Genomic DNA, 14,295 nt, shown 5'->3' with positions numbered 1-14,295 from the left:
CAGCATGGGGCGAATAACGTTCGATCTCGAGGATTTGCGCAGCTTCGTCACCGGCGTCGAGCTGGGCAGCTTCGCCAAGGCGGCTGAACGGCTGGGGCGCTCGACGTCGGCGGTCAGCGCCCACCTGAAAAAACTGGAACAGCAGGTTGGCGCGCCGATCCTGCGCAAGGCCGGGCGCTGCATGGTGATGACCGAGACGGGGGAGACCCTGCTCGGTTACGCGCGCCGCCTGCTGGAGCTTAATGACGAAGCCGCCGCCGCGGTGCGCGGGCTGGATCTGCAGGGCACGGTGCGGCTGGGGCTGCAGGAGGATTTCGGCGAGACGTTTCTGCCGCAGGTGTTGGGCAGCTTTGCGCGCGCCAATCCAAAGGTGAGGATCGAGGCGCGCATCGCGCGTAATGCCGAGCTGATCGACTGGGTGCTGAAAGGCCAGCTGGATCTGTCGCTGGCGTGGGATGGCGGTCTGAGCACGCCGTTTCATCAGGCGCTGGGGCAGCGGCAGTTGCACTGGATCGCGTCGTCCGGCTTCGCGCTGGCGCCCTGGCGAGAAGGGGATGAGCCGCTGCCGTTGGTGATGTTTGACGCGCCCTGTCTGATGCGCAGCGCGGCGACGCAGGCGCTGGATCGCGCCGGCATACCCTGGCGCATCGCCTTTAGCAGCCGCAGCCTGAACGGCGTGTGGGCGGCGGTGAGCGCCGGGTTGGGCGTTACGGTGCGCACGGCGGCGGGCTTGCCGCCCGGCCTGTCGCCGCTGGCCCCCGATCTGCTGCCCGCTCTCGGCCAACTCGGCGTGGTGCTGCACCGCGCCGAGGATCAGCCTTCGGCCGCCGTGCAGCGGCTGGCGCAGATCGTGGTCGAGCGGATCGAAACTTAATCTTGGGCGATAGGCTGCTTGCCGCTCAGCTGGCCCCATTCGCTCCAGGCACCGTCATACAACTTGACCTGCGGCGCGCCGAGCGACAGCAGGCCAAACGCCAGCACCGCCGCCGTCACGCCGGAGCCGCAGCTGGTGATGATTGGGCCGTTGATGTCCACCCCCTTGTCGCTGAAGGTTTGGCGCAGCGCTTCCAACGATTTGAAGCGGCCGTTTTCCAGCAGCTCGCCGTACGGAATGTTGATGCTGCCGGGAATATGGCCGCGGTGCAGGCCGGGGCGCGGCTCTGGCGCTTCGGCATAAAAGCGCGGCGCGGCGCGCGCGTCGAGAATTTGCACCGGCGTGCCTAACGCTTGCTCCACTTGCCGCATATCCACCACCGCGTCGGCGTTGAACCGGGCGTTAAACGTCTGCGGGGCAGGCTGCGCCGGGCCGGTTTCCAGCGCTTGCCCCAGCGCGGTCCAGCCGTTCAGCCCTTCATCCAGCACATAAACGTGCTCGGCGCCGAAATTGCGGAAAGTCCACCAGCCGCGCGGTGCGGAGAACTGGTTGCCCTCATCGTAAATCACCAGGGTATCGCGCTCGCTGATGCCCAATTGGCCCGCCGCCGCGGCGAATTCCGCCGCCGTCGGCAACATGTGCGGCAGCGCGGTGTTTTTGTCCGCCACGTCGTCGATATCAAAATAGACCGCGCCGGGGATATGGCCGCGTTCGAACTCGGCAAGCATGTCTTTTTTCGGCGTCAGCCCGACCGGCGACATCCGAACGTCGATCACCACCAGATTTTCATCGTTGATATGTTGCGCAAGCCATTGGGGAGTCACCAGAAACGGAGAGTTCATCGTCATTGTTCGCCTGTTGTGAAAACGGATTTTCACTATACACCAGGCCGCGCGGGGATGAAGTATGATGTTCAGTCAAAGGCGATGGGGCCGGGAGCGGAGAAATCATGACGGACGAGGCGTTTGGCGGGGCCAAGATCGCGCTGCTGTGCGACGGTCTCTTGCTGGTTTACCAACGGGACGACAAGCCGGGCATTCCGTGGCCCGGTCAGTGGGATCTGCCCGGCGGCGGGCGGGAAAACGGCGAAACGCCGCTGCAGTGCGTGCAGAGGGAAACGCGGGAAGAGTTCGGCGTGGCGATCGCCGAACACCAGGTTGTCTGGCGGCGGCGCTACGCCGGCATTTTGCCCGGCTCCCCGCCGACCTGGTTTATGGCCGGCGAGATCGCCCCGGCGCAGATCGCCGCCATTCGCTTCGGCGACGAAGGCCAGCGCTGGCGGATGATGCCGGTGGCGCAGTTTATTGAGCATCCGCAGGGCATCGAGCATCTGCGCCGCCGGGTGGCGGAGTATTGGCGGCGGCGCAGTTGATGACGGTATTTCAGCGCGTCGCCAGTTGATTGATCTGCGGCGGCTCCAGGATGCGCAAGGCCGTTTCCCGGCGCGCCACCGCCAGCATCGCCAGCCCGATTCGTTCGGTGCTGCTCACCTGCGCGGGAAACAGTCGCAATGCGCCGCGCCACAGCGGCTTGAACAGCCGATAAATCAGATCGTATGCGCGGACTTTGGAGCGAATGCCGTGCAGCGGCACAATGGCGCCGGGGCGGAACATCACCGCGCGGAACGGCAGCGCCAGCAGCGCGTTTTCGGTGGCGCCCTTGACCCTGGCCCACATGCTGCGGCCGCGTTCGCTGCTGTCGGTGCCGACGCCGGAAACGTAGAGGAAGACCATCGTCGGATTCAGTCTCGCCAGCGGGCGGGCGGCGGCCAGCGTCAGATCGTAAGTCACCGCGCGATATTCGGCTTCGCTCAGGCCGGCGGACGAAATCCCCAGGCAGAAGAAACAGGCGTCATAGCCGGCGAGCTGCGGCTCCAGCGCCGACAGATCACGCAGATCGGGCACAGAAAGCTGGCGCAGCTTGGCGTGGCTCTGCGCCACCGGACGACGGCCGATGCTGAGCACCTCGCTGACGCGCGGATCGCGCAGGCATTCCCGCAACGCGCCCTGGCCCACCATGCCGCTGGCGCCGAAGATAATCACTTTCATGCTCTGTTCTCCCACTGGCCGGCGGTGCGCTGCATGCGCCAGCGGCTGGGCGTCAGCGCTTCCCACTGAATAAAGGCGCGGCTGAACGAATTCAGCTCTTCGAATCCCAGCACAAAGGCGATTTCCCCTGGCTCAAGATCGGTCTCCGCCAACAAGCGGCAGGCGGTGCGGTGGCGGGTTTTGTCCAACAACTGCTGGTAGCTGTAGCCGTGCCGTTGCAGACGGCGCTGCAGCGTGCGTGGGCTGAGATAGAGCTCCGCGGCCACGCTGTTGACGCTGGGGCGCTGGCCGCGCATGCTGCGGCCGAGGATCGTCATCACCTGTGTGGGCAAGTCTTGCTCGGCGCGCGCTTCGGCCAACTCGGCCTCCAGCTCCGGCAGCAGCAGCGCCAGCATGTCCTGGTCGTGGGTGATAAGCGGCTGCTGCATCAGCGCACGGTCAAATACCAGCACGTCCAGCGGCGCGTCGAATCGCACCGGGCAGCCGAAGTGGCGCAGCAGCGGTGAGTGGGGATCGCGACGGCGGGTCACCTCAAGCGCCTTGGGCTGCAGCGGTAAACCGGTGCCACGGCGGCACAGGGTGGTGATAGAGGCGAACATGGTGTCTATCAGCAATTCCGGCGTATGGTCCTCGATCATCGTCCAACGCGTATGCAGCCGAACGCTGTCGCCATCTTCCTCCAGCATCAGTTCTTCCGGGCACACCAACCGTTTGTAGCGCGCGACTTTACGCAGGGCCTCGCCCATCGTGGCGGAGTGCAGTGCGGCGACTGACGCGATATCGTAATGCTCCGGCGCGACGTCGCCGCCCAGCCGCAGACCAAAGGCGGGATCGTCGCTCAGTTGGGCGAGGGCGCGCCAGACGGCGAAGAACTGGTGGGTGGTCAACCGCACTTTTACGCGCCGCTCGCTGAGCAGCCCGGCGGGCAAGCCGGCTAACTGACCGACCCGTTCGAGATCGACGCCTTGCGCCGCGAGGCGCACCGCCAACGCGTTGGAAACCGGAATTTGATCGCTGCTCATGGTTGTTGCCTGCCAGTGGTAAGAGAAGGCATTACTCTAAAACAGCCTGTCCGTGCGCCGATAATCCGATCGCGTCAAGATTTAATCCGATTGCGCCAAACTGTCGGTCGGCATCAGCGCCTGGATGGTGGCGCCGACCCGTTGTACCGCCTGTTCGATCTCCGTCGTCAGCGTCGGCGCATAGTTGATGCGCAGACAGTTGCGATACTTGCCGGCGGCGGAAAAAATGCTGCCGACGGCGATTTGCACGCCTTGCTGTTCAAGATGGCGGTTCAGCCGCAGGGTGTCGAACGCCTCGTCCAGTTCGATCCACAGCATAAAACCGCCGCGCGGCCGGCTGACGCGGGTGCCGGCCGGGAAGTATTTCAGGATCAGATCGGTCATGCGGTCGCGGTTTTGCTGGTAGCGGGCGCGCATGCGCCGCAGGTGCTTCAGATAGTGCCCGCCGCGGATGAAGTCGGCGATCGCCAGCTGCGGCTGGGTGGCGGTGGCGCCGGAGCCGATGAACTTCATGTGCAGTACCCGCTCCAGATAACGGCCGGGCGCGATCCAGCCCACGCGCAGCCCCGGCGCCAACGTTTTGGAAAACGAGCTGCACAGCAGCACGCGGCCATCTTCGTCGAACGATTTGATGGTGCGCGGCCGCGGGTAGTGATAGGCGATGTCGCCGTAAACGTCATCCTCGATGATCGCCGCGTCGTGGCGCTGCGCCAGCGTCAGCAGCCGCTGTTTATGGGCGTCGGGCATGATGTAGCCCAGTGGGTTGTTGCAGTTGGGCGTCAGCAGGACGGCCTTGACCGGCCACTGTTCCAGCGCCATCTCCAGCGCCTCCAGGCTGACGCCGGTCAGCGGATCGGTGGGGATTTCCAGCGCTTTGATGCCCAATCCCTTTAGCGTTTGCATGGTGCCGTGGAAGCAGGGGGAATCGACCGCCACGATGTCGCCGGGTTGGCAAACGGCGCGCAGCCCGGCCGAGATCGCTTCCTGACAGCCGGTGGTGATCAGCAACTGATCGGCGCCGATTTGGCAGCCGGAATCCAGCAGCAGGCGAGCGACCTGTTCGCGCAGCGCGGTCACGCCCTGGATGCTGTCGTAATACAGGCTGCGCAAGTCGCCGTGACGGGCGGCGTTGCGCAGGGCGACGATCAGCGGTTTCATCGTCGGCTCGGCGATGTCCGGCATGCCGCGCCCCAGTTGGATCAGGCCCTCGCGCGGCCGGGTGCGCACCAGTTCCAGCACCTGTTCCCATTGCGAAATGTCCACCGGCCGCTGCGTCGGCGCCGTCATGGCGGGCAGCTCGGCCTGCGTGCGCTGCGCATGCACGAAGTAGCCCGATTTCGGTCGCGCTTCCACCAGGCGCTGTTCTTCCAGCAGGCGGTAGGCTTGTTGCACCGTGCTGATGCTGACGCCGTGTTCCAGGCTCAGCGCGCGCACCGAAGGCAAGCGGTGGCCGACCGGATACAGCCCTTGCTGAATGCGTTGGCTGAGAATGGCGGCCAGCGTGGCGTAGCGTGTCATACAGATATCCCTCATCAGGAAAAGTAACCGAAAAACCGGTACAGATGCCTCAAAAGTAAACCATTCAGCGCATTTTGGTATGCAGCTGTATGAAAAAAATAACGCTAACGTGCATCTGTATTGTTTTTTGCCCGGCGCGCATCATCACAACAAGGCGAAAACATCAGGGGGAATAATAAGATGGCTCTGTTTGATGGCATGACGACGTGGCGACGGGGAGGCTGGTCACGCTGGCGTTGGTATTTGTTGCGTCGCAGAACGCGCAGAGAGTTACTGCTGCTGAACGACAGGCAACTGGCGGATATCGGCCTGACGCGGGCGGATGCCTGGCGGGAAGGGTATAAACCGTTCTGGAGAGAATAAGGAAAGCGGATGCTGAAATTATTGGGCAAAGCCTCATCGATCAACGTGCGCAAGGTGCTGTGGACCAGCCATGAGCTGGGGCTGACGCTGGAACGGGAAGACTGGGGCAGCGGCTTTCGCTCCACGCAGGAACCCGAGTTTTTGGCGCTCAATCCCAACGGCCTGGTGCCGGTGCTGATCGACGGCGCACGGGTGCTGTGGGAATCGAACACCATTTGCCGCTATCTGGCGGGGCGGGAAGGGCGCCGCGATCTGCTGCCGCAGGAACCCGGCGCGCGCGCGGCGGTGGAGATGTGGATGGACTGGCAGGCCACCGATCTGAACGGCGCCTGGCGCTATGTGTTCATGTCGCGTGTGCGCGGGCATGCGGATTACCAGGATGCCGCCAGCCTGGCCGCCGCCGAGCGCGAGTGGAATCGGCTGATGGGCTTGCTGGATGCGCATTTGGCGCAGCACGGCCCTTACGCCGCCGGCGCTGCCTTCACGCTGGCGGACGTGGTGCTGGGGCTGTCGCTCAACCGCTGGCTGATGACGCCGTTCGAGCGGCCGGAGTATGCGGCGCTGGCGGCCTATCAGCAGCGCCTGCTGCAACGCCCTGGCTACGTTCAGCACGGTGCCAACGGTTTACCTTAATATGAAATAAATGGTTCATTTTACCTTATCCGGATACGGCAACGCCGTGTTCGGATTTTCCTTTTTGCATCATCCTGTCAACGTTTCATGAACGACATCACGAATCCTAACTTTCTTTTTTCGCGCGCTTGTTATTGAAATTTATATTCCATATAAAACCGTTATCAGCTGGCGCGTTTCACTCAGGGCGCCGGGTTTCAGGCAAGATTTCAGTCACGGGAGAGGATGATGAAACAGGTACGCGTTGGGTTAATCGGCACCGGCTATATCGGGCGTTGTCACGCTATCGCTTATGCGCAGGCCCCCACGGTATTTCCCCTTAAAGGGGATCTGGTGCTGGAAATGCTGGCGGAGGTGACGCCCGAGCTGGCGGCGCAGCGCGCGGCCGAGTTCGGCTTTGCGCGTTCGACCGGCGACTGGCGGCAGCTGGTGGCCGATCCGGCGATCGACGTGGTGGACATCTGCGCCCCCAACTTCTTGCACAAAGAGATGGCGCTGGCGGCGATCCGCCACGGCAAGCACGTGTATTCGGAAAAACCGCTGGCGCTGGACGCCGCCGACGCGGCGGAGATGGTGCAGGCCGCCCGCGCCAAAGGGGTGAAAACGCTGGTGGGTTTCAACTACATGAAGAACCCCACCAGCCAGCTGGCGCGCGAGATCATCGCCAACGGCGAAATCGGCGAGGTGGTGCATTTTTACGGCACCCACAATGAGGATTACCTGGCCGACCCGCGCACGCCGATCGACTGGCACTGCCGCCGCGCCAGCGCCGGGCTGGGCGCGTTGGGGGATCTGGCGGCGCATATCGTCAATATGGCGCACTACCTGGTGGGCGATATCGTGGCGGTCTCTGGCGATATGCAGACCGTGATCAAACAGCGGCCGGATCCGCAAGACCCGTCGCGTATGCATCCGGTGGAAAACGAAGATCAGGCCAGTGCGCTGCTGCGTTTCGCCGGCGGGGCGATGGGCACTATCGAAACGTCGCGCATCGCCTGCGGGCGCAAGATGGGGCTGACCTATGTGGTTACCGGCACCAAAGGCACGCTGAGCTATACCCAGGAACGGATGGCGGAGCTGAAGCTGTATCGGCACGATGAGCCGGCGGAGCGGCAGGGGTTCAAGACGCTGCTGGTGGGGCCGAAGCACCCGGACTATGCGGCGTTTTGCATCAGCGCCGGGCACGGCATCGGTTTTAACGATCAGAAGACGGTGGAGATCCGCGATCTGGTCAACGGCATCGCCGCGGGCGATCGCATGTGGCCGGACTTTGAAGAGGGCTGGAAGGTGTCCTGCGTGCTGGACGCGATAGCCGCCTCCGCCGAACAGCGGCGCTGGCTGGAGATCAACCGCGATTGAAAAGAAAATGGCGCTCTCCGCGGACAGCGCCATTAATTTATTACATTGCCAGCTTAATGGCTTATTAAATTAATTTTATAATAAGTTATTGGCTTGATAACTTAGAACGAGAAACACGAACAGCCGAAAGCGCCCCAGAAGGCATTCTCGTCCGACACCGGGATGCTGGAGCGGCGCGCGATGTCATGCTGGTGCGCGTGCACGCCGCACGGGCCGCAGCATTGGTGCGCCTGGCTCACTACCCCGACGCGGGCCGCCGCCGACGGCGGCGCGGAGCGGTAATGGCCCGGCACCTGGGTGACCGGCGACCACTCCGGCAGCACCGGCAGCGGCGGCGGCGCCAGCGGCGAGAAGCTGCCGGCGGCGTAGACCACCTTGCCGTCCACCACCGTCATTACCGACTCGATGCCTTTGATCTGCTCTTCCGGCACGCTGAAGTAGTCCTGCGACAGCACCGCCAAATCCGCCAGTTGGCCGACTTTGATCTGGCCTTTCTTGCCCTGTTCGGTGGAGAACCAGGCGCTGCCCTGGGTCCACAGCATCAGCGCCGTTTCGCGATCCAGCCGGGCGCTGTCGTCGTACATCGCCATGCCGCCGACGGTGCGGCCGGAGACCAGCCAGTACAGCGCCGTCCACGGGTTGTAGCTGGCGACGCGGGTAGCGTCGGTGCCCAGCCCGACCGGCAGCTCGGCCGCCAGCATTTTCGCTACCGGCGGCGTATGTTTGGTGGCTTCGATGCCGTAGCGGTCGGCGAAATATTCCCCCTGGAACGCCATGCGGTGCTGGACCGCAATGCCGCCGCCCAGCGCCTTGACGCGCTCGATATTGCGTTCGGTAATGGTTTCGGCGTGGTCGAACAGCCAGTGCAGGCCGTTGAACGGAATATCGCGGTTCACCTTCTCGAACACGTCCAGCATGCGGCTGATGGATTCGTCATAGGTGGCGTGCAGGCGGAACGGCCAGCGGTGCTCAACCAGATGGCGCACCACTCGCTCCAGCTCGTCTTCGGTGCCCGGCGGCAGATCCGGGCGCGGCTGCAGGAAGTCTTCGAAGTCGGCGGCGGAAAACACCAGCATCTCGCCGGCGCCGTTGTGGCGATAGAAGTCGGTGCCCTGGCCCGGTTTGAGCATGTCGGTCCACAGCTCGAAGTCTTCCAGTTCCTGCTTCGGCCGCTGGGTGAACAGGTTATAGGCGATGCGGATGGTCAGCTGCTTTTTCTCGTGCAGCTCGGCGATCACCTGATAATCCTCCGGGTAGTTCTGGAAACCGCCGCCGGCGTCGATGGCGCTGGTGAGGCCGAGGCGGTTCAGCTCACGCATAAACTGGCGGGTGGAGTTGACCTGCTGTTCCAACGGCAGCTTCGGCCCTTTCGCCAGCGTGGCGTACAGGATCATGGCGTTGGGTTTGGCGATCAGCATGCCGGTCGGGTTGCCGTTGGCGTCGCGCTGGATCTCGCCGCCCGGCGGGTTCGGCGTGTCTTTGGTGTAGCCGACCACTTTCAGCGCCGCGCGGTTGAGCAGCGCGCGATCGTATAAATGCAGAATAAATACCGGCGTGTCCGGCGCCGCCTGGTTGATTTCGTCCAGCGTCGGCATGCGGCGTTCGGCAAACTGGAACTCGGTCCAGCCGCCGACCACCCGCACCCATTGCGGGCTCGGCGTGCGCAGCGCCTGCTCTTTCAACATGCGCAGCGCGTCGGCCAGCGAAGGCACGCCTTCCCAGCGCAGCTCCAGGTTGTAGTTCAGGCCGCCGCGGATCAGGTGCAGGTGCGAGTCGTTCAGGCCCGGAATGGCGGTGTGGCCGTGCAGATCGATCACCTGGGTTTCCGGCCCGGCGTGTTGCATGACTTCGGCTTCGCTGCCGACCGCCAGAAACTTGCCGTCGCGAATGGCGACCGCTTGCGCGGTGAGATTTTGGCGGTCAACGGTGTGAAATTTGCCGTTGGTGAGGATCAATGAAGCGTGGTGGTTCATAACATTCTCCCGGCGAACCGCCTAGCGGCGGATCAGCCATTGATGAAAAACGCGAGTCACGATGGGCATCCACAGGTACACCACCAGGGCGACCACGGTGGCGTCATTGAGAAAATGGCCGAGCAGCGTGCCGTTCAACTGCGGCAGCGCCAGCCCCCAAAACCAGGGCACCAGATTGGTGGAAGGGAAGATCACCAGCAGGGTGATGATGAACTGCTTCCACTGGGGTGGTTGGCGCACGCCGGGGTTGGGCGGGGTAAACCAGAACTCCGCGCCGGGGCGGATCTCGATATGGTCATTCTCCAGCAACAGCGGAGTGACTTCTTCGATGTATTGCTTGCGCAGCGGCGAGTTGAGCCAGCGGTAGAGATTATCGACATTGTCGAAGCGGACCAGCACCGTATAGGCCTGTTCGCTGTCGGATGGGCGGATGACGTTGACGCCCAGATGGCCGGTGAAGCCCGCGGCGTCCGGCATGATGCGGTTCAGCCAGGCCTCATAGGCCTGCTCGTTCCCCGGCGCCAAACGGTGGGTGATCACCAGCGTGACATGCTGCGGATGGGCCATAAAACCGACTCCTGAAAATACCCCGGCGCGGGGCCGGGGCAGGGGGAATTATTTCACCGTGCGGGCCGGTGCGTGGTGCACCATGGTGTAAGCGTAGTCGACGCCCATGCCGTACGCGCCGCTGTGTTCGCGCACCAGCGCCATCACCGCGTCGTAGGTGTCTTTGCGCGCCCAGTCGCGTTGGTACTCCAGCAGCACCTGCTGCCAGGTCACCGGTACGGCGCCGGCCTGCACCATGCGATCGATAGAGCGCTCGTGCGCATCGACGGAGGTGCCGCCGGAGGTGTCGGTCACCACATACACTTCATAGCCGGCTTCCAGCGCCATCAGCGCCGGGAAGGTCAGGCACACTTCGGTCCACAGCGCGGAGATCACCAGCTTTTTGCGGCCGGTGGCTTCCACGGCTTTGACGAAGGCCGCGTCTTCCCAGGAGTTCATCGAGGTGCGTTCAATCGGGGTGATTTCAGGGTGTACCGCCAGCAGCTCCGGCCAGATATAGCCGCTGAAACTTTCGGTTTCGACCGAGGTGAAAAGGGTAGGAACGTTGAAAATCTTGCCTGCCTTCGCCAAACCAACAACGTTGTTTTTCAGTTGCTGACGATCAATATTAGCCACGCCGAAGGCCATTTGCGGTTGATGATCGATAAAAATCAGTGCGGAGTTGTCTTTATCAAGCAGTTGAAACTTGGACATAATTTACCTTCCCAGTGATATTTCGGTTGAACATCTGATGAGTGTAACGCCGATAAAACGCATGGTAGGCAGAGGGCGATTTCAAAGATACCGCAGAATTTTTGCCGACTTGTTGAGTTTTTTTATACACGGGAGAAAGCATGAGATTAAACCTGGAAGCGCTGCTGATTTTGGACGCGCTGGACCGGCACGGATCTTTCGCCGCCGCGGCCGCCGCACTGTTTAAAACCCCTTCGGCGCTGAGCTATATGGTGCAGAAGCTGGAGAACGATCTCGACATCACCCTGCTCGATCGCTCCGGCCATCGGGCGAAGTTCACCGATACCGGCAAGTTGATGCTGGAAAAAGGGCGGGTGCTGCTGCGCGCGGCGCAGGATCTGGAACAGCAGGCGCGCTATGTCGAAAACGGCTGGGAAAGCGAGATCACGCTCGGGATCGACGCCTCCTTCCCGTTTGCCCGCCTGTTGCCGCTGATAGAAGAGTTCTACCGGCAGCATCACCATACCCGGCTGCGCTTCAGCCACGAGGTGCTGGCCGGCTCCTGGGAGTCGCTGGTTTACGGCTGTGCCGACATTATCATCGGCGCCATCTGCGAGCCGCCGTCGCGGGTGGGCTATGCGTTCAGCCGCCTGGGGCAGCTGGACTACGTGTTCGCCGTCGCGCCGCAGCATCCGCTGGCCGCGCTGCCGGAACCGTTGCCGAAGGATGAGATCCGTCAGCACCGGGCGGTGGTGGTGCGCGATACCTCACGCGTCAACGCGCCGCAGAGCCTGAACCTGCTGGAAGAGCAAGACACGCTGACGGTCTTCGGCTTCGACGCCAAGCTGCAGGCGCAGCTGGCCGGACTGGGCTGCGGCTATCTGCCGCGCGCCTTGGCGGAACCTTACCTGAACAGCGGCGAACTGGTGGCGAAACGCGTCGAATCGGAACGTTGCAGCGACATCGCCTACTTCGGCTGGCGGGAAAGCGCCAGCGGCCTGGCGGCCAAGTGGTGGCGCGAGCGGCTGCAGCGTTACGCGGATGACGGTGAGGCTTACCCAGCGGCGCAGTAAGGGCGCTCGATAAAGATTAATCCCCAATAAGGACATAGGGAATGAAAAAGACACTAAGCCTGTTGGCGCTGTTACTGTTGAGCGGCTGCGGCGCGGGCACCGGGCGTCAGGCCGGCACCCCTTTGCCGTCGCCGCAGGCCGAGGCGCCGGTAGCGGCGCCGCTCAGCTATCCGGTGCGGGTGCATAACGCGGTGAGCCGCGAGCTGCGTTTGCCGGAGCATGCGCGCGGCCAACGCTGCACCATCAGCATCCGTCTGCGGCCGGACGGGAAACTGGCGAGCAGCAAGATCGTAAGAGGCGATGCGCCGCTGTGCGCGGCGGCCAACGCGGCGGTGCAGCGCGCGCAGTTTCCGCCGATGGCCAGCGCCACTGAATACGCGTTGTTCAACGCCGTGGTGCTCGATTTCGTTCCCTAAAGGGATGTGACCGACGGGCTGCCTGCGCGGCCCGTTTTTTCTCGTTTCGCCGTTTGCGTATTCACGCTTTTCCGCCAATAGTGTTCTCCGGGCATGCACCCAGACAATTTTTCATTGGCCGGCCAACGGGAGCAAAAGACATGAAAGGCGAGCATCATTATCGGGTCTCGGTGACCTGGCAGGGAAATCTGGGCGCAGGCACGGAAGATTATCGCGCTTATGGACGCGATCACCTGATCGGCGCCGTGGGCAAGGCCGATATCGCCGGCTCAGCCGATCCGGCCTTCCGCGGTGACGCGACGCGCTGGAATCCGGAGGATTTGCTGGTGGCATCGCTCAGCGCTTGCCACAAATTATGGTACCTGCATCTGTGCGCCACCTCGGGGATTTCGGTGCTGGCCTATCAGGACGATGCCGTGGGCGTGATGCGCGAAGACGCCGCGCGCGGCGGCTTTTTCACCTCGGTGACGCTGCGGCCGCAGGTCACGGTGCGCGACGGCAACGATCTGCAACTGGCGCAACAGCTGCATGAGAAGGCGCATCACCTGTGCTTTATCGCCAATTCGGTGAATTTCCCGGTGGCGTGCGAACCGCAGGCCGCGTACGCAACCCGCTGAATTTTCACTTAGCTTTGCCATTTTCGTTATTTTGAACGTCACTGCGGCTCACGGATACTGGGAGAAAATCCCCAACCGCGAGCCGCAGCATGTCCCACGCCCACTATTTGCACCCCGAACAACGCGACCGGATCCGGCGGCTTTATCAGCGTTGGCACTGGCGGCTGGAACTGCCCACCTGGGGGATCATGGCGGCGGTGTACGGCGGCTGGTTTGGCGTGGCGCATTATTGGCAGGCGCTGGGCCCGTGGCTTGGCACGCCACTGCTGATCCTGCTGACCACCGGGTATATGTCGCTGCAGCATGAGCTGATCCACGGCCATCCGACGCGCCGGCCGCGCGTCAATCAGCTGTTCGGCCTGTTGCCGCTGGCGGTGTGGTATCCCTATGGGCTGTATCGCGATTCGCATCTGCGCCACCATCGCAATGACCACCTGACCGATCCGCACGAAGATCCCGAAAGCTACTACTTCAGCGCCGCGCAGTGGCGGCGTTATCCCCGCCTGTTGCCGCTGCTGGCCGCGGTGCGCAATACGCTGATCGGCCGGGTGCTACTCGGCCCGGCGCTGGATATCGCCGCGACCCTGGCCGCGGCGGTGAAGGCGCTTGCCGGTGGCGCATGGCGCGCCTGGGCGATGTGGCTGGTGCACCTGTCGTTGTTGGCGGCGCTGCTGCACTGGCTGCAGACGCAGGGTATCGGTACGGCGTTTTACCTGTTGGCCATCAGCTATCCGGCGCTGGCGCTGACCAAGGTGAGATCGTTTTTTGAGCATCGCGCCGTGGACGCACCGCAGGCACGTTCTATTATTAATGAGGCGGGCTGGCCGTGGCGGCTGTTGTTTCTCAATCTGAACTACCATTTAGTGCATCACGATCTGCCCGGCCTGCCCTGGTATGGCCTGCGCGAAGTCTACCTGGCGGAGCGCGAAGCGTATCAGCGCCGCAGCCAGGGATTTGTCGCGCAAGGCTACGGCGAGTGGCTGCGCGATTACGCGCTGACGCCGATCGACGTCGGCGTGCATCCGCTGAGCGCCGGCGAACGGCGGGAGGAACGCGGTGCCCGGCCGAAGAAAAACTTTATTGCGCGCTGGAAGCGCGTTTCTCAGGATTTTCCAACCGAACTGGCCCATGAGCCAGAAAACATATAACCAGAGGAAAAG

General features: G+C 63.1%; 16 protein-coding genes. 9 read left to right on the top strand and 7 right to left on the bottom strand.

What is annotated here, in order from left to right; genetic code table 11:
- Positions 1-4 precede the first annotated feature (4 nt).
- On the top strand, positions 5-874 hold the full coding sequence (locus tag ACJ8PE_RS07030) for a LysR substrate-binding domain-containing protein (RefSeq protein ID WP_197793167.1): 870 nt from the start codon (positions 5-7) through the stop codon (positions 872-874).
- Here ACJ8PE_RS07030 and sseA read toward each other — a convergent pair.
- Positions 871-1,716 (bottom strand): 3-mercaptopyruvate sulfurtransferase, encoded by an 846-nt coding sequence (sseA, locus tag ACJ8PE_RS07025; protein WP_197760088.1) that lies wholly within the window; start codon positions 1,714-1,716, stop codon positions 871-873. The genes ACJ8PE_RS07030 and sseA overlap by 4 nt on opposite strands.
- 107 nt (positions 1,717-1,823) lie before the next feature.
- Here sseA and ACJ8PE_RS07020 point away from each other — a divergent pair, with 107 nt between their 5' ends.
- Positions 1,824-2,246, top strand: a complete 423-nt coding sequence (locus ACJ8PE_RS07020) for an NUDIX hydrolase (RefSeq protein ID WP_404769001.1) — start codon at positions 1,824-1,826, stop codon at positions 2,244-2,246.
- Positions 2,247-2,256: 10 nt separating this feature from the next.
- Here the strand turns inward: ACJ8PE_RS07020 and ACJ8PE_RS07015 are convergent, their stop codons facing one another.
- The 3 genes from ACJ8PE_RS07015 to ACJ8PE_RS07005 form a co-directional block, all read right to left on the bottom strand.
- Positions 2,257-2,922 carry an epimerase gene (locus ACJ8PE_RS07015; protein ID WP_197760090.1) on the bottom strand — a complete coding sequence of 222 codons (666 nt, stop codon included), beginning with the start codon at positions 2,920-2,922 and terminating at the stop codon, positions 2,257-2,259.
- Positions 2,919-3,944 carry an AraC family transcriptional regulator gene (locus ACJ8PE_RS07010; protein WP_033642344.1) on the bottom strand — a complete coding sequence of 342 codons (1,026 nt, stop codon included), beginning with the start codon at positions 3,942-3,944 and terminating at the stop codon, positions 2,919-2,921. Before ACJ8PE_RS07010 ends, ACJ8PE_RS07015 begins: the two co-directional genes overlap by 4 nt.
- An 81-nt stretch (positions 3,945-4,025) precedes the next feature.
- Positions 4,026-5,462 carry an aminotransferase-like domain-containing protein gene (locus tag ACJ8PE_RS07005; protein ID WP_197793164.1) on the bottom strand — a complete coding sequence of 479 codons (1,437 nt, stop codon included), beginning with the start codon at positions 5,460-5,462 and terminating at the stop codon, positions 4,026-4,028.
- Between the two features lie 180 nt (positions 5,463-5,642).
- On the opposite strand from ACJ8PE_RS07005, the gene ACJ8PE_RS07000 reads away from it, so the two are divergent.
- The 3 genes from ACJ8PE_RS07000 to ACJ8PE_RS06990 all read left to right on the top strand — a co-directional run bounded on the left by ACJ8PE_RS07000 (position 5,643) and on the right by ACJ8PE_RS06990 (position 7,817).
- Positions 5,643-5,825 carry a DUF1127 domain-containing protein gene (locus tag ACJ8PE_RS07000; RefSeq protein ID WP_071845081.1) on the top strand — a complete coding sequence of 61 codons (183 nt, stop codon included), beginning with the start codon at positions 5,643-5,645 and terminating at the stop codon, positions 5,823-5,825.
- Between the two features lie 9 nt (positions 5,826-5,834).
- Entirely contained in the window at positions 5,835-6,458 is a 624-nt protein-coding gene (locus ACJ8PE_RS06995) for a glutathione S-transferase family protein (RefSeq protein ID WP_033642346.1), read from the top strand.
- A gap of 228 nt (positions 6,459-6,686) precedes the next feature.
- Entirely contained in the window at positions 6,687-7,817 is a 1,131-nt protein-coding gene (locus tag ACJ8PE_RS06990; protein ID WP_033642347.1) for a Gfo/Idh/MocA family protein, read from the top strand.
- A 101-nt stretch (positions 7,818-7,918) separates the two neighbouring features.
- Here the strand turns inward: ACJ8PE_RS06990 and ACJ8PE_RS06985 are convergent, their stop codons facing one another.
- Genes ACJ8PE_RS06985 through ACJ8PE_RS06975 form a run of 3 tightly spaced genes read right to left on the bottom strand, consistent with a single transcriptional unit; the run spans position 7,919 to position 11,050 of the window.
- On the bottom strand, positions 7,919-9,790 hold the full coding sequence (locus tag ACJ8PE_RS06985; RefSeq protein WP_033652684.1) for an amidohydrolase: 1,872 nt from the start codon (positions 9,788-9,790) through the stop codon (positions 7,919-7,921).
- 21 nt (positions 9,791-9,811) lie between these two features.
- Positions 9,812-10,357, bottom strand: a complete 546-nt coding sequence (locus ACJ8PE_RS06980) for an antibiotic biosynthesis monooxygenase (protein WP_033652685.1) — start codon at positions 10,355-10,357, stop codon at positions 9,812-9,814.
- 48 nt (positions 10,358-10,405) lie between these two features.
- Complete coding sequence (locus tag ACJ8PE_RS06975; protein ID WP_004939390.1) at positions 10,406-11,050, bottom strand: hydrolase; 645 nt, start codon at positions 11,048-11,050, stop codon at positions 10,406-10,408.
- A gap of 140 nt (positions 11,051-11,190) precedes the next feature.
- Here ACJ8PE_RS06975 and ACJ8PE_RS06970 point away from each other — a divergent pair, with 140 nt between their 5' ends.
- The 4 genes from ACJ8PE_RS06970 to ACJ8PE_RS06955 all read left to right on the top strand — a co-directional run bounded on the left by ACJ8PE_RS06970 (position 11,191) and on the right by ACJ8PE_RS06955 (position 14,283).
- A complete protein-coding gene (locus ACJ8PE_RS06970; RefSeq protein ID WP_042783950.1) occupies positions 11,191-12,102 on the top strand; it encodes a LysR substrate-binding domain-containing protein in 912 nt (303 codons plus the stop codon).
- Between the two features lie 41 nt (positions 12,103-12,143).
- The gene (locus ACJ8PE_RS06965) at positions 12,144-12,518 is read left to right on the top strand and encodes a cell envelope integrity TolA C-terminal domain-containing protein (RefSeq protein WP_197760094.1); all 375 of its coding nucleotides are present in this window, start codon (positions 12,144-12,146) and stop codon (positions 12,516-12,518) included.
- Between the two features lie 140 nt (positions 12,519-12,658).
- Complete coding sequence (locus tag ACJ8PE_RS06960) at positions 12,659-13,135, top strand: OsmC family protein (protein WP_197795455.1); 477 nt, start codon at positions 12,659-12,661, stop codon at positions 13,133-13,135.
- Between the two features lie 89 nt (positions 13,136-13,224).
- Positions 13,225-14,283: a fatty acid desaturase gene (locus tag ACJ8PE_RS06955; protein WP_197793162.1), complete on the top strand. Its 1,059-nt coding sequence runs from the start codon at positions 13,225-13,227 to the stop codon at positions 14,281-14,283.
- Positions 14,284-14,295: the final 12 nt, after the last annotated feature.

The sequence above is a fragment of the Serratia sp. CY74737 genome (assembly GCF_052166775.1).
GTDB lineage: Bacteria > Pseudomonadota > Gammaproteobacteria > Enterobacterales > Enterobacteriaceae > Serratia > Serratia ureilytica.
This window is presented reverse-complemented; position numbering and strand designations above follow the sequence as displayed.